We start from the raw sequence: 23031 nt of genomic DNA, 5'->3' as shown, positions 1-23031 counted from the left end.
CCACAATGGCCAGGACGCCCGGATCTCGATCGCTGGGAGAAGCCTCCGAGGGGACCGCGCAGTTCCGCGGCGGTGGCCTCGGCGTCGCCGGTCCGGATCGTCGTCCAGCTGATGCGGTGGCGTGCACCACCTTCACCTGGGGTAGCCCGACTTGCGCCACGCTTCCAGTTGACTCATCGTCGGATACGAGGGGCGCGCTCCGGGGCGTGTCGCCGCGAACGCTCCCACCTCGGAACCCAGCCTGACCGCTGCGGCGAGATCGAGACCGCACGCGAGACCGTATCCGACGGTGCCGGCGAAAGCGTCCCCGCAGCCGGTCGTGTCTGCGGCATTCACCTGTACAGCAGGGATACTGGTGCACCCGTCAGCGTCGACAAGCATCGATCCCCGAGAGCCGCGGGTCACGATGGCGCGGCGGATTCCCATGTGTCGCAACGCCGCCGCAGTCTCAGCGTCATCTTCGGCAGTGCCGGGAGGCATGGCGTCCGATCGCAACCGAGCCAGTTCGTGATCATTGACGATGACCACGAATGAGTCCCGGAAGAGTTCTTCGGCGACTGGCCGATACGGCGAAAGGTTGAGTACCACTTTCGCACCAGTCATCGCGGCACGCCGGGCGAAGGCAGCGACCGCATCGACCGGAATTTCGCAAGCAAGAAGAACGACATCTGCTTCCGCGACCGCGGCATCGGCCTCACCGCATGCCGCCATTTTCGCATTGGCGCCCGGGACGACAACGATCGAGTTCTCACCGCTCCCGTCGACGCTGATGAACGCAGACCCGGTCGATTCCTCCCGGTGCACGAGGATCCGCTCCGAACCGATCCCGAGCTCACGGAGCTCGTCCTTGACCGTACGCGCGGCGTCGTCTTCCCCGACCATCGCGACGAGTTCCACGTCGCCGCCGAGCAGGCGCGCCGCCGCAGCCTGGTTGAAGGACTTGCCTCCCACGCAGGTGCTGACGGACTCGGCCAGCACGGTCTCCCCCGGCTTCGGGATCGCCGGCATCCCAAGACAATGATCGATGTTCACCGAGCCGACGCTCAGGATCCGGCCGGTCCTCAATGGACAGTCCTGGCCGGGGTGGCCGCTGCTTCAGCGGAAACGGGGCGCGGGATCGCGAACGAGACGACGAAGGCGGCGACCAGAAGCGCCGCGCTGCCGATCGCCGCGGCGACGTAGCCGGTGCCCGGGGCTGTGGGAGACGGCGTCGCGGCTGTCTGGATCGCATAGATCACCAAAAAGCTGAGGCCGGCACCGATGTTGAAGGCACCGGTATTCAGTCCGGGTAGGGAACCCGGGCGGTCCGCCGGGCTCAGGACGACCCCGAGACCGTTCAGCATGATGTTCGCTACGCCCGCGTAGGTGACTCCGACCCATACGGCGATGACGAACAGAAAGATCGGGGCGGTGGCGGCCACACCGAACGTCAGGGCGACCATGCCGATGAACGCGCCGGCGATGCCCGACCGCAGCATCGTCCGGTAGCCGAAACCCGCGGCGAGCCGTCCGGCGAGCGGGCCCACGAGCAGACCGGCGACAGCGTAGGGCGTGAGGACGAGAGCCGACACTCCTTCGGCACTGAGGCGGAACCCGAGTGCGCCGTCCTGAGCGAGCGCCGGGAGGATGCCGTTCATCATCGCGAAGACGCCGGCCAGAGTCAGCGCGGTCGTGCTGACCAATGCCCAGGTTGCCCGCTCCCGCAGCTGCGAGATCGGGACCAAGGGAGCGGAGACACGTCCCTCTACGAGCCAGAACACGGCGAAGGCGACCGCGGCGAGAACGACGGTTCCGAGCGCGATAGCCAAGTTGGCGTTGAGCAGCTTGCCCAGTTCGTTGACGGCGATCAGTGCCGCGCCGACGGCGACGACGAGCAGTACAGTTCCCCCGATGTCGAGGCGGCGACGGTCCTTCGCGAAGGATTCGCGGGTCAGCAGGCGCACCAGGACCGCTGCGACAACGGCCACCGCCCCCATCGTCCAGAAGATGGAGTGGAATCCGTGTTCGGTCACGAGGTAGCCGCCGAGGAGGGCGTCGAATCCGGCGATCCCGCCGTTGACCGCGGTGACCACCCCCATGAGCGTTCCGTACGTCTTCGGCTCTCGGACCTCGACGCGCAACATCACCAGCGAGATCGGGACGACGGGGCCGGATGCGCCCTGGATGACCCGGCCGACGAAAAGCATTTCGACATTCGTCGCCAGCGCGGCGAGCACGCAGCCCGCGGCCATCAAGAGCAGCGCGCCGGTGAGAGCACGACGCCGGCCGACGATATCGGCGAGCCGGGGAAGAAACAACGAGAACAGGGCGGCGGCGGTGAAAAATGCGGTTTGCGTGTCGGCCACCGCGCCCGCGCTGACGTTCAATTCCCGCTGAATCGACACCAGCGCCGGACTGAGCATGCTTGCGTTCAACTGGAACGCCAAGCAAGCGGAAAGCAAAGCCACCATCAATATCGCGACCGGCGACCCGGACCGGGCTCGGTTGACAGACGTCATTGTCGGCACCTCGGTTTCGATCATGAATGTGGTAGACTGACGCAGTTTCATTGTGTGAATTTACGGAGTAGCAATGGCGGTTTCGCTTCAAGATGTCGCCGACGCCGCCGGCGTCTCGATCGCGACCGCGTCGCGCGCACTCGGCAGCAAGGGCCGGGTGTCGGAAGCGACGATGCGCCTCGTGCGCGAGACCGCGGATCGCCTCGGCTATCAGGTGAACGTACTGGGCAAAGCACTCCGCGAGGGATCCGACGGCGTCGTCGGGATCGTGGTTCCGATGGTGAGCAATCCTTTCTACGCGTCCCTCGTCCACGAGTTCGAAGACCAATTGGCGGCATTCAACCTGAAGTTGCTCATCGCGGACTCGCACGGCGAACTCGACCGCGAGATCGAACGCCTCGAAGCGTTGGCCAGCAGGCGAGTGAAGGGAATTTTCGTCGTCCCCGCCTACTTCGACCGGTCACGGCCGACGATTGTCGATGTCGCACAGCGCCTCCCTGTCGTACAAGTCGATCGCCGAGTCGAAGACGACGCTGATTTGTCTTTTGTCGGCGTCGACAACGCAGCGGGCATCGACCAGGTCCTCCGGCACGTCTCCGGCCAAGGCGCCGAAACAGTCGCATTCGTCGGCGCCGACAATCGGACCTCAGTCGGCCGGGAGCGTCGGCAGGCCTTCGCGGCGAGCGCGAAACGCCTCGGCCTCACCGTGCAGAAGCCGGTCATCGACCGCTACCTCTTCGAATTCGGCCTGTCGGCGGCGAGCCAGCTGATGCGGCGTTCGAAGCTGCCGGACGCGGTGATCGCCGGTGACGACCTCATCGCCACCGGGCTCCTCGCCGGATTCGTCCGCCAGGGGAGGTCGGTCCCGGAGGACGTCATGATCACCGGATTCGACGGCACGATCCTGGCCGACATCTGCAGTCCGACCTTGACGACGGCGCAGCAGCCGATGGCGAAGATCGCCGAGGTCGCGGTCAACCAGCTGATGCGGCAGATCGACGACGCGACCGCCGCCGGGTCGCACACCCGGCTCCGCACGACGTTGCGCCAAGGCGGCTCGACCGGTCGCCAACCCTTGGCGGAGGCGTCCCACGGCGTCACTTCAGGTTCGCGACAGCCTCGCGGATGAGCTGCCAGAACCTGGGCACGTCCAGCGTGATCGCGACGTCGGCGTTCGGTTCCTTCTTCAGCATGTCGTGCAGGTCGACCGCCGTGGCTCCGGAGGTGAACTCTCCCTTGGTCTCGATGTCGACGTGGCTCCGCTGCACGGTCGCCACGGCCCGGTCGATCGCGATCGCGATCGTGATGGGGTCGTGCAACGGCCCTTCCGGCATGCTTTCGACCGCATCGTAGGTACTGCAGAAGAAACGGAGCAGCTCGACACCGAAGGCGCTGGTTTCGTTCCCGATCGCCCCGATCGACTGAATCACCTCTTCGGTGATCAGGGCTTGGTGCGAGATGTTCAGCCCGACCATCGTGAGCGGGAGGCCGGACTTGAAGACGACGTCGGCCGCTTCCGGGTCGACCCAGGCGTTGAACTCGGCGTAGGCGCCGACGTTCCCCCGCCCCGTCGAGCCGCCCATCCAGATGATCTCCTTGATCTTCCCCCGAAGATCGGCGCGCTGCTCCAGCAACATCGCGATATTGGTGAGCGGTCCGGTCGGGACGAGGGTGACGGGGGCCGGCGCGCTCTCGAGAATCTCCCCGATCAGTTCAAGCGCGCTTCGCTCGTCCAGCGGCACCGTGGGTGCGGGCAGCACCGGACCGCCGAGCGCGTTGTCCCCGTGGATCCAGGTCGCCGGGGTGAGTTCGCGCCGCAAGGGCTTGTCCGCCCCCGGCAGCGATCGGCACGCCCTCGACGCCGGCCACGGTGAGGGCGACTCGCGCGTTGTGCGTGGTGTGTTCCAGGCGACCGTTCCCCCCGACTGTCGTGACGCCGAGCAGGTCGATCGCCGGGTTCCCGGCAGCCAGCCAGAGGGCGAACACGTCGTCGTGGCCGGGGTCGCAGTCGATGATGACCGGAGTGGGCATGCTTACTCCTTCACGCGGTGCGTAATCGTTTCCACTAAGGTGCGGAAACGATTACACTCCCCGCTTGGCTTGTCAAGGTCCGAGGAGCACGGCAGGCGCTCGCCGACCCTCGGTGACTTCACCGGGAGGGAAAACGTGCGCATCAGCAGGCGTCGGTGCGGCGGGCCGCCACCGCGATGGCACCGGTGGAGGAACTGGGCGGGGGCGGATCCTCGCACTGCGCTCCTGGTAGTTCTCCGGACTACGCGGCAAGGCGCAGGCCATGCTCACTCACTGACAGCCGGGAATCCCTTGTGGACAGTGGCAGGTCAATCTTGGCTACCCAGCACGCATCCCGCTCGTCTCAACGCGCCGTTCGATCTCCCATCCGGTGCCTGCCAAGGCCCGGCGGGCCCGTTCGAGGCATTCGCGGTGCGCGGAAGCCCCGTCGGAGGAGAGCTGGTCGGGAACATCGTCGTCGGACATCAGCACATACCTTTCCGGGAGATTCCGCACCACCGCACCACCGCACCACATCGGCACACCGGCGGAGATCTCGTTCTGAGACAGAACCCGGCCTCGGCCCGACCTACGCTTCGGCGACGTCGATGCCCAGGAGGCCAGGAGGTCCGGGGATGCTGGAATACCGGAACGGAACGGTCGTGGTGCGCTTCCGAGCAGGGGAAACCGGCCAGCTCGTCGCGGCACTCGCTTACGCCGGGCGGCGTCCGGTGGTGTTGACCGGAATCGGCCGCCAGTTCGCGCCCGATCTCGGGGCGGGCCCCGCGCTGGCTGCCGTGCGCGAGCACCCGGCACCGGTGGTCGCCGCCATCAACGGGGACGCGATCGGCGCGGGCTACGCGCTCGCCGAAGCTGCCGACCTCCGGATCATGTCCGGCGGTGTCGTGCACCCGTCCGGCTGGCCGCAGCCGCTCGACGCGGCCGCCGCGGTCGCCGCTGGGCTCGTGGATCTCCACTGCCCGCCCGCACGGCTGCTCAGCCTCGCTGTCCGGCTGGCCGCGTACGCCCGCCCCGACGCCGCCGCGTAGTCGACCGCGCCGGGTCCGCCCGTAGGAAGCGGACCCGGCGCGGGACCCCCGGTTCCTAGTAGATGTTGGACGGACGGACCATGCCCTCGGCGAGGTCCCCGAAGCCCGGCGCGATGATCGAACCCGGGTTGACCATGACCTCCTCCACCACCGCCGTCTCGGTGGTGATCACCAGGGCCGCGATCGACGCCGCGCTCTCGAGCGCCGAGCGGGTCACCTTCAACGGATCGATCACCCCCGCGGCGAACAGATCGCAGTACCCGCCGGCCAGCGCGTCGAACCCTTGGCCGTTGGCCAGTCCCGCGACGCGTTCCCGGACTTCGGCTCCCTCGTAGCCAGCGTTGGCCGCGATCCAGTGCAACGGCTCGCCCAGCGCCCGCAACACGATGTCGCGGCCGTGCGCCGCGTCGCCGTCGAGGTCCAAGTCCACCTGAAGCGCCGCTTGGGCCAGCGCCGCACCGCCGCCCGCGACGACGCCTTCCTCGAGCGCGGCCCGGGCCGCGGCCAGGGAATCCTCGACGCGCAGCATCCGGTCCTTCAGCTCGACACTGGTCGCCGCGCCGACCCGCACCACCGCGATCCGCCCGGACAGCCGCGCGATCCGCAGCCGCAGGCTGTCCTGGTCGTGCTCGATCCGGGCCCGCTCCAGCTGCTTCTCCAGCTGGCTGATCCGGGCGCGCACCACGTCCTCGGCTCCGGCGCCGCCGAGGATCGTCGTCGAGTCCTCGGTGATGGTGATGTGCGCGCAGCGGCCCAGGTCCCGTTCGGTGACCTCGGCCAGCGTCACGCCGGAATCCTCGCTCACCACCCGTCCGCCGAGCGCCGCGGCGAGGTCTTCCAGCTCGGCGATCCGCCGGTGCCCGAAGCCCGGCGCGCGGACCACCGCCGCCGCGAACGTGCCGTGCACGTTCCCGCTCACGATCAGCTGCAGCGCCGGACCGTCCACGTTCTCCGCCAGCACCACCAGCGGCCGGTCCAGCCGGCGGGCCGCCTCGACGGTCGGCATCAGGTCCTGCACCTGGCTGATCTTCTTGTTGGTCAGCAGCAGCACCGGATCGGCGAAGCTCGCCTCCATCCGGTCCCGGTCGGTGACCATGTACGGCGACGTGTAGCCGTGGTCGAACTCGATCCCATCGGCCAGCTCGACGCTCAGCCCCGGCTGGTCCGATTCTTCGATCTCCACCACGCCCGCACGGCCCACTGCGGCGAGCGCCTGCGCGATCACCCGGCCGATCCGCTCGTCGTCGCTGGCCGCGAGCGTCGCGATCCGCTCCAGCTCGGTTTCGCCGGACACCGCGACCGCGGACTTCCGCAGGTATTCCACGACCGCTTCGACGGTCTCCTCGATCCCCCGCCGCACGCGCATCGGGTTCGCGCCCTCGCCCAGCGCGGCCAGGCCCTCGCGCACCATCGCCTGTGCCAGCACGGTGGCGGTCGTGGTGCCGTCGCCGACCGCGCCGTTGGTCTTCATCGCGACTTCCTTGACCAGCTGGGCGCCCATGTTCGCGAACGGCTCGCCCAACTGGATCTCCCGGGCGATGGTCACCCCGTCGTTCGTGATCGTCGGCGGACCGGTCAGCTTCTCCAGCACCGCGTTGCGCCCCTTCGGGCCCAGCGTCGCCTTCACCGCGTCGGCCAGGGTGTTGACCCCCAGCTCGAGCTGTCGCCGCGCGTCGACGCCGAACCTCAGCTGCTTCGCCATGATGGTCTCCGTCCTTTCCTTGCGGTGTCAGGGAATGAGGATCGCGCGGCCGCGGACCCGGCCGGCGCTGAGATCGTCGATCGCCTGCTGGAAGTCGTCCAGCCGGTACCGCGCGGTGTGCAGCTTCACGTCGCCGCGGGCGGCCAGCACCATCAGGTCCTGCAGATCGGAGTACGAGCCGACCAGGTTGCCGACGAAGTTGATCTCGGTGGAAATGATGTCGATGGTCGGGACGTCGAGGTTCTCGCCGTAGCCGACCACGTAGTAATTGCCCGCGCGGCGCAGCATCCGCACCCCTTCGGCGGTCGCGCCGCCTTCGCCGACGAAGTCCACCACGGCTTCCGCGCCGTGGCCGCAGGTCAGGTCGAGCACTGCGTCCACATGAGACCCGTCGGCGACGATCGTGACGTCCGCGCCGATTTCCTTGGCCAGCGCCAAAGCCGCCGGGTTGCGGTCCAGCACGACCAGCGTCGCCGCGCTCATCGCTTTCAGGCATTGAACGCCGATGTGACCGAGCCCGCCCGCGCCGATGATCACGCAGACATCGCCGGGACGCAGCAGTTTCGCCGCCTTCGCGGCCGCGTGCTGCGCGGTGAGCCCGGCGTCGGCGAGCGCGGCCACGTCGGCCGGTTCGAGGTTGTCGGCGAGCTTGACGCAGGACCGGGCAGACGTGCGGAGGTACTCCGCGTACCCGCCGTTCGTGTCGATGCCGGGGAAATCCGACTGCTCGCAGTGCACGTCGTCACCGCGCCGGCACGCCCGGCACAGCCCGCAGGTGATGAGCGGGTGCAGGATCACCTTGTCCCCCACCGAGACGTTGGTGACCGCGTCGCCGACGGCGTGCACCCAGCCCGCGTTCTCGTGCCCGATCGTGTAAGGCAGCGCGACGCCGGATTTCTCCGCCCACTGCCCTTCGAGGATGTGCAGGTCGGTGCGGCACACCCCGGCCGCGCCGACTTTGACCACCACGTCGAGCGGGCCGGCGACCTTCGGTTCGTCGACGTCGCGGAGTTCGAGATTCCGGTGGTATCCGGTGACCTGGACGGCTTTCACGATCGGCTCCTGGTGTCGACGACGAGCGGTGCGGCCCCTTCGGGATCCGCGTACCGGGTGGCGAGCAGCCCGCGGCAGAAATGCGCGTTGCCCTCGATCGAAATGCGGGTGGCGGCCGCCAAACGCAGCCACAGCGCGGCGTCCTGCTTGCCGACCGGACGGCCGGTGTGGTCCACGGCCACCCGCGCGTGCGCGTCGGCCGGCAGCCCGAGCGCTTCCCGCCGGCGCAGCAGTGCGTTCTTCAACCGGCCTTCCGGCAGGTCGAGCAGCTCCAGCAGCGGCAGCTCTTCGAGCGTCCACGCACCGCCGGCCAGCACCGCGCGGCAGCACCGTTCGACCGCGGCGAGATGCGCTTTCCGCTGGAACGTCCGGCGCAGTTCGTCAAGACTTCGCTCCGCCTCGACGCCGAATGTTCCGACGTATCCGGCACCGGCCGCGAGCCCGCTGTTGATCTTCACGGAGTCGTGGTGGTCGTCCAGCAGCACCCTGACCCGGCCCGCCTCCGGAAGCGCCGAGAGCGCGTCGTAGGCGTCCGAAACCATCAGGTACGCGAAATTCGGCGCGCAGAACGAGGTCGGCAGCCGCAGATGCACCTCCACGCCCGCGTCGTCGATCGTGACCGAGCGGACGAAGCCGAGTTCGGTCACCGGCTGGTCCAGCTCGGGGTCGAACACCGTCGCCAGCGCCGACAGGACCTGCGCGTCCAGGGAAACCGCGGCGGTGGTCATCGCGCACCGGCCTCCGCGGGCAGCCGGAACTGCGCCGGCACGTCCAGGTCGTACAGCGCGGCGGCGTTCAGCCCGAGGATCTTTTTCTTCTGCGCCACGGTGATCCGCGGGTACTCCGGAAGGTCTTCCGGGATCTGGAAGTCCACGAACCGCTCCACCAGCCACTGCGGCGTCCAGAGCGCGTAGTCGCTGCCGAAGAGGATTTTGTCCTCGCCGAGCCAGTACAGCAGTTCGCCGATGATCTGCGCGAAGTAGCGCGGGCGGGCGTGGATGAACGGCATCGCGACCGCGAGCCCTCCGTACACATTGGACTCCTGGGTGGCGATCCAGCAGAAGTCCTCCAGCCGGGGCAGGCCGACGTGCTCGACGATGAAGTTCAGGTCGAGGTAGTCGGTGGCCACGTGGTCGATGTCGGCCACGTCGAACGCGTCGCGGTCCAGCGGCCGGATCGTCGGTCCCTTGTGGACGTGGATGTTCTTGATGCCGAGCTCCAGGCATTCTTCGAGGTAGCGCCGCGACCACGGGTCGTCCAGCCGGTAGCCGCGGGAGTCGCCGTGCCACTCGGCGGTGTAGAGCTTCACGCCCTTGAGCTGCATTTGTTCGGCGTCGCGGCGCAGCTGCTCCAGGCCGGCCTCGCCGTCGCGCGGGTCGTAGGCGTGGTTGTAGGTCAGCTTGCCGGGATGCTGGCGCACCAGGTCGAGGCATTCGCCGGTCTGGCCGAAGTTGTTCCGGTAGAAGTCCCGCAGCAGGGTGGCCTGGAAGATCGCGTGGTCGACGTGGCCGTCCTGGAAGACGTCCTTCATCAGCCGCTCGCCGCCGTAGTAGGTGTAGGTGCCGTAGTCCCACGTCACCTCCTCCGGGCTGAGGTTGCGGTGGTAGTCGTAGAAGCAGTCGATGAACTGCTTCCCGTGCACGTTCTTGATGTTCGACTCCCGCGCGTCCCAGATGTGGACATGCCCGTCGACGACGTAGTACTGCTCGCCATCCTTCGCGTACATCGGAGATCCTCGCCCTTCGTTGTGCTCGGCAGTGCTGCGGTGGGAACGCGGCGGCGGGCGGCTCGGCCCGCCGCCGCGCAGTTCGGGGTCCGGCCTCAGCCCTGGGCCAGCAGGTCGAAGCCGATGTACTCGGCGGCGTCCTCCGGGTTGGCGAAGAGCAGGGTGCGGTCGTCGAGGTGCACCATGCGGCCGTAGTGGGTGGAGCTGATCTCCTCGAAGACCGAGCCGTCGAACTCCTGGCCGAGCGCGTCGGTCAGCTCGGCGTAGTCGAATTCGAGCAGCCGGGTGCCGTCGACCCGGATCATCGACGGGTATTCGACCAGCCCGACCCCGTCCTTGGCGCCCATCACGTCGGCGACCACCCGGCCGATCGGGGTGTTCATCAGGGTCACGCCGCACATGTTCGAGATTTCGGTCTGCGCGCCGAACTTCATGTCGCTCACTTGTCCAGCTCCTTCGGAACGTCGAGCCCGATCTCCTCGAGGAGCTGGGCGAACTTCTCCTTGCTCGCGGCGAGCGAATCGGCGAACGTGCGCGTCTTCTCCGCCGGCTGCGACCAGATCGGCTGCAGCGCCTCGGCCGCGGCCAGGCACCTCGGCACCCAGGTCGACAGCCACTCGCCGAACAGCTCCTTGTTGGCGGCGCCGTGTTCCTCGTCGCGGGCGAGCATCTGGAACAGCGACCGGGTGTAGGCGAGGTCGCGGCTGTAGTCGTACTCGCCGGTGCCGACCAGCGTCGGCGTCACGTAGTCGCCGTTCGCCGCAGAGACCTGCATGACGAGCTCGGACCGGAACAGCTGCCCGACCAGTTGCTCGAACACGACGTTGGCGCCGAAGAGCAGCTCCGCCCAGTCGCCGACCGCGGTCAGTTCCTCCACCACACGGCGGGTGGGCTGCCATTCCTCCGCCGACTGCCAGACCGCCCGGTGCGTTTCGCCGTCGAAGGTCTCGAGCGAGTCGGACAGGTCCAGGTTGAACAGTGCGAGGTCCTGGGCGAAGCGCATCTTGTGCGCGGCGGTGACCGCGACGGCGGTGTTGATCATGTTCGTCGGCCCGGAGCGCTGGATCGAGGTGAACACGTGCAGCGCCAAGCCGTTCTCGGCGTGCATCCACGCGCCCAGGTTGCGCGCGATGAAGGTCTGCCACGCCGGCTTCCAGTGGGAGTAGGCTCCGGCGCGCTTGGCGTTCTCCAGGCTCAGCGCGACTTGGCGCACTACCGCGGAGTTGTTGCGGTAGAGCGTCTGCTCCCACTCTTCGTTGGGATCGAGGAACGCGTGCCAGTTGGAGGATTTCGCCCGCGTCCATTCCTGCGGGTAGCCGCCGGGTCCGTCGCCGAAGCCGTAGATCCAGCCCTGGCTCAGGTGCCGCTCCGGGTCGGGCTGCACGTCGACCGTCACGTCCTCGTACACGGTCGCGCGCATCTTGGCGGGCGTGAAGTAGTTGTAGCTGCGGCTCTTCGAACTGGGGAATTCCAGCGCGCCGGCTTCGGAGTCGGTGAACTCCACTTTCGGGAAGCTGCGTGTCGCTGTCTGACTGCTCGCCATCTCTTTCTCCTCTTACTGTCTTTGGGGGTCCGGGTGGCGGAGCCCCCGGCGCGGGGCGAAGCTCCGCTTGTCACTGGTCGTCACTGACCGAGGTCGTGAACTTGTCGTAGAACACCTGGTCCTCCGGAACCCCTTGCCTTGTCGCGAGATCGAGCGCGGCGTCGACCATCGGCGGCGGCCCGCAGAGGTACACCTCGGCGCGGTGCAGTTCCGGTTCGCGGGCCTCGACCACGTCGGTGACCATCCCCGGTTCGACGGCCACGCCGAGTTCGCCCGCGCCGTCCGCGGACTCCGACAGCGCGACCACGAACCCGAAATCGGCCAGCCGCTCCCCCAGCGTCCGGATCTCGTCCAGGCAGAACAGATCCGCCGCGGTGCGGGCGCCGTAGTAGAACCGGATCCGCCGAGGGTCGGCCGTTTCGGCGAGGTGCCGCAGCAGGCTGAGCACCGGAGCCATTCCCGCGCCGCCCGCCATCAGCACCAGCGGCAGCACGTGGCCCTTCTTCAGCGTGAAGTTGCCGTACGGTCCGCGCAGCAGCAGGGAATCGCCGACCGCCAGGCCGTCCTCCAGCAACGCCGAGAACCGGCCGCCCGGGTATTTCTTGATGAGGAATTCCACGTGGTCCTCGGTCGAGGGCGTGGTCGCCATCGAGAAGGACCGGCAGTCCTCGGTGCCCGGGATGGTCAGCTCGGCGTACTGCCCGGCTTTGTACTGGAGCGGGCTCGCGGTCCGCAGCCGGAGGCCGACGATGTCGCGGGTGTGCGGCACGATCTCGGCGACCTCGGTGGCGATCTCCTGCAGCGGAGCCGAGTTGAGCAGCTCGTCCTCGTCGAAGTTCAGCAGCTCGATCGTGCAGTCGCTGTAGGCGTGCGCCCGGCAGAGCAGCAGGTAGCCTTCCTCGACCTCCGCGTCGTTGCACGCGAACGTCGAATACCGCTCCATCTGCAGGTCGCCTTCGAGCACATAGGACTTGCAGGCCGAACACTGCCCCTCGCGGCAGCCGTGCATGAGGTGGACGCCCTGGCGGAAGGCGGCGTCCAGGATCTTCTCGTCCTCGGTGACCTCGATCTCGACACCGACCGGTTCGAAGGAGATGCGGTGCTTGTCGCCCATGGGTTTCTCGATTCTTCCGGCGGGGTCCCGCGACCGGACCGCGAGGACGCGGCCGCGGGACCCGGGCTCGTCAGGCGACGGTGACGTTCGGGTTGGCGCGGTAGGCCGCGGCCCACTGCTCCCGCTCGGCGTCGGTCATCTCGTTGAGCGCGACGTTCGGGCTGGCGAACCGGATGCCCCGGATGTCGTCGAGCGTCCAGAGCTTCTTGGGGTCGTCGAGGTCCAGGTGCGGCTGCGGGATCAGCGTCTTCCCGTCGTCGCGGACGTAGCCGAGGTCCTTGACGATGTCGGCCAGATCGCGGTCGTGGTGCAGCGTCTCCCATTCCCGGTGCCCGGTGAGCCGTCCCATGTTCGGCGTCTCGCGGCCCTCGTACTCCGGCCGGAAGGCGACCTTGTCGGTCCAGGCGCAGGTCTCCGAACAGTAGGTGCGCCACTGGTCGTCGACCTTGTCCACCACCAGGTCCTCGCGGACCAGGCAGGGCACCATGCAGGTCCAGCAGCGGTGCGGGTACTCGTAGCCGACGTCCTCGAACGCGATCGGCTTGTTCCGGCCCGGGTAGCGCAGCCGGTTGTAGGCCTCCCACCACTTGCCGAACTGGTCGTACCAGCCCGGGTACTTGTCCTCGAACCATTCGAAGTCGGCGTCGGTCATGCCGTCGATGCGCCAGTAGTTCACCGGCCAGCCGGTCGCGAAGAACTGTGCGACGCGGTGCACGTAGTGCTTGTTCGTGATCCGGTTCCACGCTTCCTCGACGAGGTCGTGCGGGATCACCAGGCCGTATTTCTCCAGCGGCAGCAGGTAGCTGCGGTAGTAGTCGTCGTAGATCCAGCGCCGCCACATCTCGGCGTAGGACTCGCGGTCCTTGCGGCGGTCCTTGGTGCCGTACTCGATGAAGGTGCCGATCGCGGCGTCCACCACGCAGTGGTTGTTCCACCACGCGTACCGCAGGTCGCGCTCCAGCAGCGGCCGGTTGCGCTCGTCGGCCAGTGCCATCAGCAGGATCGAGTAGCCGTTGCTGATGTGCCGCGACTCGTCGGACTGCACCGAGTGGAACACCGTGGGCAGCAGGTAGTCGCCGTTGGCCGCCGCCTCGTCCGGCATCGCCACGAACAGCGTGTTGGTGAACGCGGTCTCGGCGACCACGGTCAGGTAGATGTTCGCCGCGGTGATCGCGTCACCGGTGATGAAGCCTTCGCCGAACTGGCGGCCGATGGTGCCCGCGTAGTTGTTCGCGAACGCCTTCTCGGTGATGTCGAACCCGGCCGGGTCGATGTAGTTGTTCATGTACAGCTTTTTGAGGTTCATCTGGATCGTCGAGTGCCGGACCTCGTCGATCATCTGCACCGCGAGCCCGTTGTGGATTTCCGGGTTCGGCACCGCGTCGATCGCCATCGGCATCGCCCGCGCCGCGGAGATCTCCGGGAACGGAATGATCGAGAGGAACAGCTTCTGCCATTCCAGCCAGCGCTGCTGCACCTGCCGGAACATGTTCCCGCGGATCGCGCCGTCCATCGCGCCGAAGACGCGGTTGTCCTTTTCCTCCTCCATCGGGAAGTAGGACCGCATGATCTGCTTCAGCGGGTCCTTCTTCGGCGCTTTTTCGAACGTGTAGTCCGTCCCGAACCGGGTCGCCGGCGTGGCGAACGTCGGCTCCCACGACAGCTCGGTGATCTTGTTGTGCGCCTTGGTAAGGCTCTGCCTGCTCACTGGGGCCTCCTGGAACCGGCGGCATCTCCGCCGCTGTCCGTCTGACTGGCAGAGTCTGTGCCGGGAAATGCCCGCGTTCTATCTCAATCTGAGATCGGGCCGACGAGCAGGAAAAAACCCGCCCTCGCATCGGGAGGGCGGGTTCGGAATGAGCTTTCGATCAGCCGCGGACGGTCATTTTCCCGGAATCGGTCAGTCCACTGTGCAACCGGGAATCAGCACATTTCGTCGACGATGCCGAAGGCGCGGATTTTGCGGTAGATCGTGGCCCGGGACATCCCGAGATCACTGGCCGCGCGTTCCTTGCTGCCGCGGTTCGCGGCGAGGCTGCGCACGATCGCGTCTCGTTCGATGGTCTCCAGCTTGGTGAGCCGGCGCCGGGTGAAGGTGCGGCATTCGGCGGGAAGATCGGCGACGTCGAGGACGCCGCCGTGCAGCTGGTGCGCCGCCGCGGCGAGCACCCGGTCGAGCTGACGGACGTTGCCGGGCCAGGGCAGCCGCATCAGCTGCCGGACGCAGGCGTCGGACGCGGACAGCGAACGGCTGCCTGCCCGGCGGGCCAGCAAATGCGGCACGAGCCGCTGCACGTCTTCGATGCGGTGGCGCAGCGGCGGGACCTCGATCTTCCGCGCGAAGAACGCCATCACCGCACCGTGAATGCCGGGATCGACGGGTTCGCTGCCGACCGTCGCCACCACCCACGCGGGCGCGTGCTGCGCCGGATCGTTCTGCCACGCGGTGAACAGGTCGGACAGCGCGGGCAACACGGTCTCGTCCAGCGCGTCCAAATGCCGGAGAAGAACAACGGGCGGGTCGCTGCACGCCGCCTCCTCGGCGAGTGCGGGCAGCCAGTCTTCAGTGACGTCCGCCGAAGCGCAGTCGACCACGACCTGCCTGCGTCCGTGGCGCAGCGCGACCGCGCGGGCGATGGCCGCTTTCCCTACGCCGGTTTCGCCGCTCAGCGCCAGCCACTGCCCGCCGCCAAGGCTCGCGTCCGCCGCGGCGCAGGCCTGCCGCCACGCGGGGCTCGCACCGGCCAAACCAGGCAGCTGAAGTTCGGCACGCGCGGAAGTGCGCCGGGAGACAGTCTGATTCTTGACCCGGAAGACGCCCCCGGCGAGCACGTCGCCGTTGTAGACCGGCCGGTATTCGAGACGCGCGCTGATCCCCGACGGCAGATCGGCCAGCACCGTGGCGGGTTTCGCCGAACCGGCGAGATCCGTGGCATGCGTGATCAGCGCCGAGCGGTCGGTGACGTCGTAGCGCTCCTCGGCATGGCTGTTGACCATGACGACGTCCTGGTTGACCGCCAGGACCGCCCCGGAACCGCGCTGACAGGCGGCAAGGTACTCGCGGAAGAGGCTCAGTTCGCGCGCTCCGGTGCTGGCGAGCATCGCCTCTTCGATCCGCTTCGCGGTGGTGCGCGCCAGCGTCAGCAGAAGCGGGCCGGACGCGTCAGCCCATGAGGTGAGGTCGAGAACGCCCGCCAGGTGGCCGCGAACCGGGTGCACGATCGGCGCGCCGGCGCATTCGAAGCCGGTCAGCTCGCCGTTGAAGTGCTCGAAACCGGAGACCAGCACGGACTTCTGGCATTCCAGCGCGGTGCCGATGCCGTTGGTGCCCACCGATTCCTCGGCATAGCTGTAGCCCGGGGCGAGCGAGACCTGGTCCAGCCCGGCGGTGAGCGCACGATCGGTGCTGAGCCGGTCGACGACCAGGCCGTTCGCGTCGGTCAGCAGGATCGCGGTCGGATGGCCGGCCAGTTCCTCGGACAGATTCGCCAGCACCGGAGCGGCGCTGTGCGCGAGCAGGCTCTCCTCGTCGCGATCGGACACGTAGACCGGCTCCGGCCGCTCCACGTCGACCCGGTTCTCCAGCGCCCGCTGCCACGACGCGGTGATGACGTCGCGCACCCCCGGCACCTCGGGCGAGCCGCGGGACAGGAACCGCTCCCGCAGGTCGCGCATGGTCTCATTGCCTCGAGTCGTCACCACCGTCTCCTTTGACGTCCAGTGCCGGGGGTCCTGCCCACCCCACGCGCAACATGGTGCACTCGTGGCGCGCGTCACTTTGTCTCATAGTGAGACAAGGCGTGGCCAGCAGCAAGGCAGTCCCCGCACGCGCGGCGGTATGGCACTGAATGCCCGGTTCCGGGCGTCCAGTGTGCCGCCAGTGACAAGGGCGTGCTTCCCGCTCAAATCGAAAAGATCTGCTTGAGCGGTGAAATGGCTGTCCGCCATGGGTTTTCGTCCATTCTGCCGTGAAAGCCGACTCAAACAGGTTGTCAGGCAGCCTGGACGTCCGGGAGATCCTGGTGATACAGGTACTGCGAGAGCCACCTTCGGGGCCGTGTGGTTTCCCGTAAATGGGCCGACCCGTTTCCAGCCGAGGCGAGAACAGTTCTCAGCGCGCGTCCTCGCCCTGCCGAGTGGCCATCTGGTAGACGTTGCCGAACGGGTCGCGGACCATCGCCCGGCGATCGCCGTACGGGGTGTCGACGGGCTCCTCGATGCTTGTCGCCCCGGCAGTCAACGCCCGCCGGTAGATCGTGTCGGCGTCGTCGACGTAGACATAGAGGAAGGCGGGGAACGCCTCACGCTGGTCGGCAGTCGAGACCAGGATGATCGAGTCGCCGATCCGGACCTCTGCGGGACGGCTGGCGTTCGCCTCGCCTACGGCATCGAACGTCGCGCGCAGGAATTCCACTGCGGCGGCCATGTCGCTGACGACCATGCGCGGTGTCACCGTGTGAAACCCCGGTGGAGGCATGCGCTGAGTGTGTCGCGCCACCTCCGCCCTGTCCAGTCCGCGGGCCGACGCCACCGGATGGGCCGTCAGTGGTCCACGGCCGTGGACAGCGGGACCACAGTCGCCGAATCCGACCGGCTCAGCGGCTGCAGCGGCAGGGCCGGCCGCTCCGCGACCGCTTCCAGATGCCGCAGCATGATTCCCTCGCGAAGGGCCCACGGACTGACTTCGACCGAATCCACGTCCAGCGCGGCCATGGTCGCCTCCGCGACCAGCGCACCGGCGAGGATCTGCCCCGACCGCGCTTGGGAAACTCCCCGCAGCCGCGCCCGTTCCGCGCTGGTCAGCTTCGCCAGCCGCGGAACGATTTCCTTGAGATCGGCCCGGCTGAGCGAGCGCCGGACGAACGGGCCCTTCCGCTGCGGAGGCGCGCCGGCGAGCCGGGCCAGCTGCTTGAACGTCTTCGACGTCGCCACCGCCCGGCGCGGGGTTCCCTCCCAGCGCAGACGGTCCGTCACCTCCGAAAGCGTGCCGCGCACGTGTTTCCGCATCGCCTTGAGCTGCCTGCGCGACGTCTGCTCCGCCGCGTCGAACTCGCGGCTCAACCGGCCCGCGCCGAGCGGCAACGACACCGCCAGCTCCGGTTCCACGTCCCGGCCGAACGCGATCTCCATCGAGCCGCCCCCGATGTCGACAAGCAGCAACCGGCCTGCCGACCAGCCGTACCAGCGATGCGCGGCGAGATAGGTCAACCGGCCTTCCTCCTCGCCGGACAAGTACTGCGGCCGGATCCCCGACGCCTCCGCGATCCGCTCGATCACCAGGTCGCGGTTGACCGCGTCCCGGATCGCCGCGGTCACGAACGGATACAGCTGATCGACGTCGAGCCGGACCGCGGCGGCCACCGCCCGGCCGACCGCGGCCGCCGCGCGTTCGATGCCGCGCTCGCTCAACGTCCCGTCGGGCAGCAGCTCCTCCGCGAGCAGGGTGGGCTCCTTCACCGCGTGCGTCGACAGCGGCGGCGCACCGGCCACGACGTCGACCACCTGAAGCTGTGCGGAATTCGATCCGATGTCCAATACGGCCAGTCGCATTGCGCCGGGATACCCCGGAACGCACCAGGCAACCGCGTCTTCCGCGGCGAAGCTGCCGAGAACCCGGTCGACAGCCTCACGTTCCGGCTCTTCCCGGTTACCTCGCGTAGGCGCACCTCGTCGTCACCACAGCCACACAGGTTCTTTTCGCATCAGCAGCCGCGGCGGAATCGCCTCACGCGTTGCCGTTCTCCGAACCCCCGCCGAACTTGGCCCACACCTTGCTCGCCGTGTCCGCGACCGTCTCCCCGACTTCGGTGAAGACCTTCGTCAGCGGATCGGCCGAGGCGGTCCAGGAATCCTTGTACGACTTCGCCGCCGACTTCAGATCGTCCTTCCAGTCCGTGGCCGGCGCGTCGTCGTCCCGGCGCGGGTAATCGCCGGTCAGGATCGCCCGGTAGTCCTCGGACGCGGCCCATTTCTGCAGCTGCGTCGCCCGGACCACGGCGAACGGGTGGGTCTCCGTCTCGACGTATTTCAGCTTCAGCAAACTGTCCCGGATGTCTTCGCCCGCCTCGTATTCCGCGCCCTGCTGGAGGAAGGACGGGATGTCGACGCGGGACGGGTCGACGCCGCCGGCGAGCTGGATCTGGGCGCGCAACGCCGCGGTCGGGTCCTGGCCGCAGAGCAGGCCCGCGCGGTCGCACGACAGTTCGGCTTTCCGGTACCACTCGCTCAGCGCCGCGATGATCGCCCGGATGCCGAGTGCGCTCACCGGCGTCCAGGACATCGACATCTGGAGGTTGATCAGGCGCACCATGATCGTGCGGTAGACCGCGTGCCCGGACAGCACGTGCCCCATTTCGTGGCCGATGGCGAAGCGAAGCGATTCGTGGCTCATCTGGTCCACGAGCGCGGTGCTGATCCGGATGAACGGCTCGTCCATGCCGAGCGTCGACGCTTGCAGCCGCGGGTCCTGGTAGACGAACAGGTTCGGCACGGCGGGAAGATCCAGCGTTTCGGCGCATTCGTGGCGCAGCCGGTCGAGTTCCGGGTACTGCCGCGGTCCGACGCGGATCGACGACGCCAGCGCCATCAGCCGTTCGCCGCGTTCGTTGTAGAAGCCGGAGACCGCCTTGATCACCTGGGCGAACCCGGGCACCGCGCGCAGCGTGGCGAGCGCGCCGCGATCCACCGGATGTTCGTAGGCCCGCGGGCTGATGCCCGGAAACCGGACGGCGGCCCGGCGCGCAGGTTCGATGTGGTCGGTCATGTCTCCCCCAGAGAAAGTCGTTGGCAGCAGCCTACTCAAAGACGATCACGGCGAGCTGCGACTTACTGGGACGCCGTCGCCGCGGAGGATCAGCTGCTCGCGAGCCGGGCCGAAGAGTGGTAGGGCTGGAGGCAGGTGATCATGCGGAGCATCCGCCGTCTGGGGCGGCGCAGCTCGTGCCGCTGTTGGGAGGTTCTTCCGATGCGTGTCCTCGTCACCGGCGCTTCCGGCTGGGTCGGCTCGGCCGTCGTACCCGAGCTCCTGGCCGCCGGGCACCAGGTCACCGGTCTCGCCCGCTCGGACGCGTCCGCCGCCGCTGTCGAAGCAGCAGGCGCGACGAGCGTCCGCGGCTCTGTCGAGGATCTTGACGCGGTGCGGGAAGCCGCCGCCCGCGTCGATGCCGTCATCCATCTCGCGTTCCCGGTCGACCGATCTCTGTCCGGAGGGATGGCGGAGGCCGTCGCCTCCGACGTCACCACGATCCGCACCCTCGGCGAGGGGCTCGGCTCGGGCGCGCCGATCGCGGTCGCGTCCGGCACCGCGGGACTGGCGCGGCACGGAGTGCCCGCCACCGAGCATGATCGCCCCTCGCCCGACGCGCTCCTCGCCGCGCGGCAGCCCTCGGACGACGCCGAGCTCGCGCTCGCCGACCGGGGTCTCCGGCCGACCGTCGTGCGTCTCGCCCCGACCAACCACGGCAAGGGAGACAACGGCTTCGTCCCGCACCTCATCGCCACCGCTCGCCGGACCGGCTTCTCCGGCTACCCGGGCGACGGGTCGGGGCGCTGGCCAGCGGTCCACGTGCGCGACACCGCGCGGCTCTTCCGGCTGGCGATCGAGGTCGCACCGGCCGGATACCTGCACGCCGTCGCCGAGGAAGGCATCGCGCTCCGCGACATCGCCTCGGCCATCGGACGCCACCTCGGCCTCCCCGTCCGATCGGTGCCGATGGACCAGGTGGACGAGCACTTCGGGTTTCTCGGGATGTTCCTCAAACCGGACAGCCCGGTCTCCAGCGCCCGCACCCGCGAGATCACCGGCTGGGCCCCGGCCGAGGTCGGCCTGCTCGAGGACCTCGACCTGGGGCACTACTTCGAACCGGGCCGGGCCACCGGCTAGCGCTCCAGGCGGAGTCCCGCGCCTGGGGCCGACAGCGCTCGATTCGGCGGAACCCCGGCAGCTCGTTCGTCCGGCACGCTCCGCCGGATTGGCTACGATTGATCACGACTGCGGGGAGGCAGCGTGGCGCAAGGACCTGACGAGCCCATCCCGGGCGTCGACCTCGACCGGCCCAGCGTGGCGCGGGTTTACGACTGGTATCTCGGCGGCACGGCCAACTGGGCCATCGACCGCGAGTTCGGCAAAATGGTCCTGTCCGCCTTCCCTGCCGGGATGTACTGCGCCCGAGCCAACCGCGCCTTCCTGCACCGCGCGGTACGGCACCTCGTGCGCCTCGGCGTCCGCCAGTTCGTCGACATCGGCTCCGGCGTCCCCACGATGGGCAACGTGCACCAGATCGCCGACGAGGTCGCTCCGGACTCCTGCGTCGTCTACATCGACCGCGAACCCGTCGCGGTCGCGCACTCCCGGATTCTGCTGGAGCGCCACGGAGATCCCGAACGCCATGCGGTGATCCAGGGCGATCTTCGCGAACCGGACGAGCTGTGGCAATCCGTCGCGGACACCGGCGTTGTCGATCCCGGCCAGCCGCTGGCCTTGCTGGTCACCGCGGTGCTGCACATCCAGCAGCCCGGCCCGGACGGGCGCGACCTCGGGCCGCAGGCCGTCGCGCGGTACCGGGAAATGCTGCCGCCGGGCTCGTACATGGTGCTGTCCCAGCTCACCCACGAGGGACTGCCGGAGGACATCGCCCGACAGCTGCACACGGTCATCCAGCTGTATGACACCAATGTCAGCAAGCACGTGCTGCGCTCCAGCGCGGAAATCCGCGCACTGTTCGGCGACTTCGAACTGCTGGATCCCGGCGTCACGTGGACTGCCGCCTGGCATCCCGAGGAAAGCGGACCCAACACCCCCGTTGTCGACTTCGCGGATCCAAGCGAGGCCGCGATGCTCGCCGGGGTGGCGCGCAAGCGCTGAGCATCACGGAAGCTGTTGTGTGGCAACGGAAACGTGATCACCGCCTTTCCCGGACAAAGCACGCAAGACCGTGCGGGAATACCCGGTCGTCTCGCGGCTACACCTCCTCGTCGCGAGGAATTTCTGTAACCTGGAACACTATTGCCTGCGTGTCCACAGTGGACGATCACCCCCGGCGTCGCTCACAAGGGTGACCCTCTCGTGAATTCCCGGGAAAACAGCACGGTTCAGTCGACGGCGCCTGGCCCCGGATTTGATCTCGGCGACGTTCGCGGCCGACCTGCCGAACTGTTCGTCCCACGAGGACACAGCTTCGGATGACAAGCGGCCGATCCCTTACCCGCGAAGGAATCCGAGGCGGTTGCCTCCCGCAAAGTCGCGGTGTACACACGGCCAGGTGTCGGGATTACCAAGGTCAGTGCCAGCCGCCGCGGCGTCCTGTCGGTGCGCCTGATTCCCATGCCGCACCGACCCGCCGGTCGCGTGCTGTGGAGCACACGGCAGCGGACGCGGAGCCCCGGCCGATGGGTGGTGCGCTTGCTCGTCGCGATCGGGTTTCTGGCGGGGAGCTGGCTGCTCGGTGCCCTCATCGGCGGAGACACCGCGGCGGCTGACCAGTGTCCGGTGACGGCCCCGGTGCTGCGGACGGGCGCGCCCTGCCCGTTGGCTTACAGCCAGGTCGCCGATCCGGGTCCGAACAGGAGTGACGCGCCAAGTGAGACCAAGCCTGACGACGACAACGCGCGGCTGCCGGACATCGTCGGCACCGGCCTGCGGCATCCGGACCGGACGTTGCAGACGGCGACCCGGCTAAGCCGCAGCACAGTCTCCGCGGTGACCACCGGTCAGACGCACCACGCCTCTCCAGTCAACGACGTACGGTCGATCACCGGAGAGATCCTCGCTACTCCGCTCGCCAGCACCGCACGGCGGATCACTGACCAGCTGCCGACATCCGGCCTTACGAACATGATCAGCGGCCAGGTCCTCACCACCCATCCCGTGCGCTCGGTCACCGCTCCGCCGGTCGGCTCGAGCAACGATCCCCCGGCAAAGGCCGCTCCGGCCCGCACTGACCGGCCCGTCGAGGCCCACTCTGGCAAACCGGTCGCCGCACCACGGACGGGACCGACGCCGCACCCGCACAAACCCAAGGCAGGCAACGGTTACTGGACCACGAGCCGGACCGAAGGGCTTCCCTCGCCGACCAAGACATCCTCGTGCACACCGTCGACTCCGATCGGCGACGGGACGACGTCGGCCCAGGCTGGCACGAGCGGGGTCGTCGCGTTGAGCGTGAACGCTGGACGCGTGGTGCCGCGCGGCCCGACCGGACCGGCGCACACGCCACGGCAGCGAAGTCCGCGATCGAGAGCGGACCTGCCGACCGTTTTCCCGGATTGACCAGGACCGCCTTCCCCCGCGCGCCGCGACCGCGGCGCGCGGTTTCCCTCGGCTTGCCGTGTCCTCAAT

Annotated in this window: 22 protein-coding genes; 5 read left to right on the top strand and 17 right to left on the bottom strand. The window is 68.3% G+C overall.

What is annotated here, in order from left to right:
* Positions 1-132 precede the first annotated feature (132 nt).
* Both ATK30_RS02695 and ATK30_RS02690 read right to left on the bottom strand, forming a co-directional pair.
* Positions 133-1065 (bottom strand): ribokinase, encoded by a 933-nt coding sequence (locus ATK30_RS02695; protein WP_279629980.1) that lies wholly within the window; start codon positions 1063-1065, stop codon positions 133-135.
* Positions 1062-2498, bottom strand: coding sequence for an MFS transporter (locus ATK30_RS02690; RefSeq protein ID WP_208637248.1), 1437 nt, complete (start codon positions 2496-2498; stop codon positions 1062-1064). The genes ATK30_RS02695 and ATK30_RS02690 overlap by 4 nt, the downstream gene beginning before the upstream one ends.
* 73 nt (positions 2499-2571) lie before the next feature.
* Here ATK30_RS02690 and ATK30_RS02685 point away from each other — a divergent pair, with 73 nt between their 5' ends.
* Positions 2572-3627: a LacI family DNA-binding transcriptional regulator gene (locus tag ATK30_RS02685; protein ID WP_101434142.1), complete on the top strand. Its 1056-nt coding sequence runs from the start codon at positions 2572-2574 to the stop codon at positions 3625-3627.
* On the opposite strand, the gene ATK30_RS02680 is transcribed toward ATK30_RS02685, so the two are convergent.
* The 3 genes from ATK30_RS02680 to ATK30_RS44965 form a co-directional block, all read right to left on the bottom strand.
* Positions 3596-4318 (bottom strand): nucleoside hydrolase, encoded by a 723-nt coding sequence (locus tag ATK30_RS02680; protein ID WP_246369067.1) that lies wholly within the window; start codon positions 4316-4318, stop codon positions 3596-3598. The two genes, ATK30_RS02685 and ATK30_RS02680, sit on opposite strands and share 32 nt — an antisense overlap.
* Complete coding sequence (locus ATK30_RS47065; RefSeq protein ID WP_246369068.1) at positions 4212-4529, bottom strand: nucleoside hydrolase; 318 nt, start codon at positions 4527-4529, stop codon at positions 4212-4214. The genes ATK30_RS02680 and ATK30_RS47065 overlap by 107 nt, the downstream gene beginning before the upstream one ends.
* Positions 4530-4847: 318 nt before the next feature.
* Positions 4848-4994, bottom strand: coding sequence for a hypothetical protein (locus ATK30_RS44965; RefSeq protein WP_158242443.1), 147 nt, complete (start codon positions 4992-4994; stop codon positions 4848-4850).
* A gap of 149 nt (positions 4995-5143) precedes the next feature.
* Between ATK30_RS44965 and ATK30_RS02675 the strand changes: the two genes are divergently transcribed.
* Positions 5144-5557, top strand: coding sequence for an enoyl-CoA hydratase-related protein (locus ATK30_RS02675; RefSeq protein WP_101434141.1), 414 nt, complete (start codon positions 5144-5146; stop codon positions 5555-5557).
* A 55-nt stretch (positions 5558-5612) separates the two neighbouring features.
* Here ATK30_RS02675 and groL read toward each other — a convergent pair whose 3' ends face one another.
* The 12 genes from groL to ATK30_RS02615 form a co-directional block, all read right to left on the bottom strand.
* Complete coding sequence (groL, locus tag ATK30_RS02670; protein ID WP_101434140.1) at positions 5613-7259, bottom strand: chaperonin GroEL; 1647 nt, start codon at positions 7257-7259, stop codon at positions 5613-5615.
* A gap of 27 nt (positions 7260-7286) precedes the next feature.
* Positions 7287-8312: an NAD(P)-dependent alcohol dehydrogenase gene (locus tag ATK30_RS02665; RefSeq protein ID WP_101434139.1), complete on the bottom strand. Its 1026-nt coding sequence runs from the start codon at positions 8310-8312 to the stop codon at positions 7287-7289.
* Positions 8309-9040 (bottom strand): metal-sulfur cluster assembly factor, encoded by a 732-nt coding sequence (locus ATK30_RS02660; protein ID WP_101434138.1) that lies wholly within the window; start codon positions 9038-9040, stop codon positions 8309-8311. The genes ATK30_RS02665 and ATK30_RS02660 overlap by 4 nt, the downstream gene beginning before the upstream one ends.
* Positions 9037-10038 carry an amidohydrolase family protein gene (locus ATK30_RS02655; protein WP_101434137.1) on the bottom strand — a complete coding sequence of 334 codons (1002 nt, stop codon included), beginning with the start codon at positions 10036-10038 and terminating at the stop codon, positions 9037-9039. Before ATK30_RS02655 ends, ATK30_RS02660 begins: the two co-directional genes overlap by 4 nt.
* A 95-nt stretch (positions 10039-10133) precedes the next feature.
* On the bottom strand, positions 10134-10472 hold the full coding sequence (gene mimD, locus ATK30_RS02650) for a propane 2-monooxygenase effector subunit MimD (RefSeq protein WP_101434436.1): 339 nt from the start codon (positions 10470-10472) through the stop codon (positions 10134-10136).
* Between the two features lie 5 nt (positions 10473-10477).
* Complete coding sequence (locus ATK30_RS02645) at positions 10478-11581, bottom strand: aromatic/alkene monooxygenase hydroxylase subunit beta (protein WP_101434136.1); 1104 nt, start codon at positions 11579-11581, stop codon at positions 10478-10480.
* Positions 11582-11651: 70 nt separating this feature from the next.
* Positions 11652-12695 carry an FAD-binding oxidoreductase gene (locus ATK30_RS02640; protein ID WP_101434135.1) on the bottom strand — a complete coding sequence of 348 codons (1044 nt, stop codon included), beginning with the start codon at positions 12693-12695 and terminating at the stop codon, positions 11652-11654.
* Between the two features lie 70 nt (positions 12696-12765).
* The gene (locus tag ATK30_RS02635) at positions 12766-14403 is read right to left on the bottom strand and encodes a ferritin family protein (protein WP_101434134.1); all 1638 of its coding nucleotides are present in this window, start codon (positions 14401-14403) and stop codon (positions 12766-12768) included.
* Positions 14404-14618: 215 nt separating this feature from the next.
* Positions 14619-16394: a sigma-54-dependent Fis family transcriptional regulator gene (locus tag ATK30_RS02630; protein WP_101434133.1), complete on the bottom strand. Its 1776-nt coding sequence runs from the start codon at positions 16392-16394 to the stop codon at positions 14619-14621.
* 412 nt (positions 16395-16806) lie between these two features.
* Positions 16807-17136: a VOC family protein gene (locus tag ATK30_RS02625; protein WP_101434132.1), complete on the bottom strand. Its 330-nt coding sequence runs from the start codon at positions 17134-17136 to the stop codon at positions 16807-16809.
* 101 nt (positions 17137-17237) lie between these two features.
* Positions 17238-18245 carry a Ppx/GppA phosphatase family protein gene (locus tag ATK30_RS02620; RefSeq protein WP_101434131.1) on the bottom strand — a complete coding sequence of 336 codons (1008 nt, stop codon included), beginning with the start codon at positions 18243-18245 and terminating at the stop codon, positions 17238-17240.
* A 175-nt stretch (positions 18246-18420) separates the two neighbouring features.
* Complete coding sequence (locus ATK30_RS02615; protein ID WP_101434130.1) at positions 18421-19458, bottom strand: M48 family metallopeptidase; 1038 nt, start codon at positions 19456-19458, stop codon at positions 18421-18423.
* Positions 19459-19659: 201 nt separating this feature from the next.
* Here ATK30_RS02615 and ATK30_RS02610 point away from each other — a divergent pair, with 201 nt between their 5' ends.
* The 3 genes from ATK30_RS02610 to ATK30_RS02600 all read left to right on the top strand — a co-directional run bounded on the left by ATK30_RS02610 (position 19660) and on the right by ATK30_RS02600 (position 22962).
* The gene (locus tag ATK30_RS02610; protein ID WP_101434129.1) at positions 19660-20577 is read left to right on the top strand and encodes an SDR family oxidoreductase; all 918 of its coding nucleotides are present in this window, start codon (positions 19660-19662) and stop codon (positions 20575-20577) included.
* Between the two features lie 123 nt (positions 20578-20700).
* Positions 20701-21558 (top strand): SAM-dependent methyltransferase, encoded by an 858-nt coding sequence (locus ATK30_RS02605; RefSeq protein WP_167441807.1) that lies wholly within the window; start codon positions 20701-20703, stop codon positions 21556-21558.
* 459 nt (positions 21559-22017) lie between these two features.
* Positions 22018-22962: a hypothetical protein gene (locus ATK30_RS02600; protein WP_158242441.1), complete on the top strand. Its 945-nt coding sequence runs from the start codon at positions 22018-22020 to the stop codon at positions 22960-22962.
* Positions 22963-23031 lie beyond the last annotated feature (69 nt).

The organism is Amycolatopsis echigonensis, from assembly GCF_002846615.1.
GTDB classification, from domain to species: domain Bacteria; phylum Actinomycetota; class Actinomycetes; order Mycobacteriales; family Pseudonocardiaceae; genus Amycolatopsis; species Amycolatopsis echigonensis.
The sequence above is the reverse complement of the archived record's forward strand: the minus strand, read 5'-3'. Positions and strand labels throughout refer to the sequence as shown.

Excerpts from the sequence above, each read along its gene's own strand:
- ATK30_RS02690 (WP_208637248.1), bottom strand. The coding sequence starts at position 2,498 with ATGACGTCTGTCAACCGAGCCCGGTCCGGGTCGCCGGTCGCGATATTG.
- ATK30_RS02685 (WP_101434142.1), top strand. The coding sequence starts at position 2,572 with ATGGCGGTTTCGCTTCAAGATGTCGCCGACGCCGCCGGCGTCTCGATC.
- ATK30_RS47065 (WP_246369068.1), bottom strand. The coding sequence starts at position 4,529 with ATGCCCACTCCGGTCATCATCGACTGCGACCCCGGCCACGACGACGTG.
- ATK30_RS44965 (WP_158242443.1), bottom strand. The coding sequence starts at position 4,994 with ATGTCCGACGACGATGTTCCCGACCAGCTCTCCTCCGACGGGGCTTCC.
- ATK30_RS02675 (WP_101434141.1), top strand. The coding sequence starts at position 5,144 with ATGCTGGAATACCGGAACGGAACGGTCGTGGTGCGCTTCCGAGCAGGG.
- groL (WP_101434140.1), bottom strand. The coding sequence starts at position 7,259 with ATGGCGAAGCAGCTGAGGTTCGGCGTCGACGCGCGGCGACAGCTCGAG.
- ATK30_RS02660 (WP_101434138.1), bottom strand. The coding sequence starts at position 9,040 with ATGACCACCGCCGCGGTTTCCCTGGACGCGCAGGTCCTGTCGGCGCTG.
- ATK30_RS02655 (WP_101434137.1), bottom strand. The coding sequence starts at position 10,038 with ATGTACGCGAAGGATGGCGAGCAGTACTACGTCGTCGACGGGCATGTC.
- mimD (WP_101434436.1), bottom strand. The coding sequence starts at position 10,472 with ATGAAGTTCGGCGCGCAGACCGAAATCTCGAACATGTGCGGCGTGACC.
- ATK30_RS02645 (WP_101434136.1), bottom strand. The coding sequence starts at position 11,581 with ATGGCGAGCAGTCAGACAGCGACACGCAGCTTCCCGAAAGTGGAGTTC.
- ATK30_RS02640 (WP_101434135.1), bottom strand. The coding sequence starts at position 12,695 with ATGGGCGACAAGCACCGCATCTCCTTCGAACCGGTCGGTGTCGAGATC.
- ATK30_RS02625 (WP_101434132.1), bottom strand. The coding sequence starts at position 17,136 with ATGGTCGTCAGCGACATGGCCGCCGCAGTGGAATTCCTGCGCGCGACG.
- ATK30_RS02620 (WP_101434131.1), bottom strand. The coding sequence starts at position 18,245 with ATGCGACTGGCCGTATTGGACATCGGATCGAATTCCGCACAGCTTCAG.
- ATK30_RS02615 (WP_101434130.1), bottom strand. The coding sequence starts at position 19,458 with ATGACCGACCACATCGAACCTGCGCGCCGGGCCGCCGTCCGGTTTCCG.
- ATK30_RS02610 (WP_101434129.1), top strand. The coding sequence starts at position 19,660 with ATGCGTGTCCTCGTCACCGGCGCTTCCGGCTGGGTCGGCTCGGCCGTC.
- ATK30_RS02600 (WP_158242441.1), top strand. The coding sequence starts at position 22,018 with ATGCCGCACCGACCCGCCGGTCGCGTGCTGTGGAGCACACGGCAGCGG.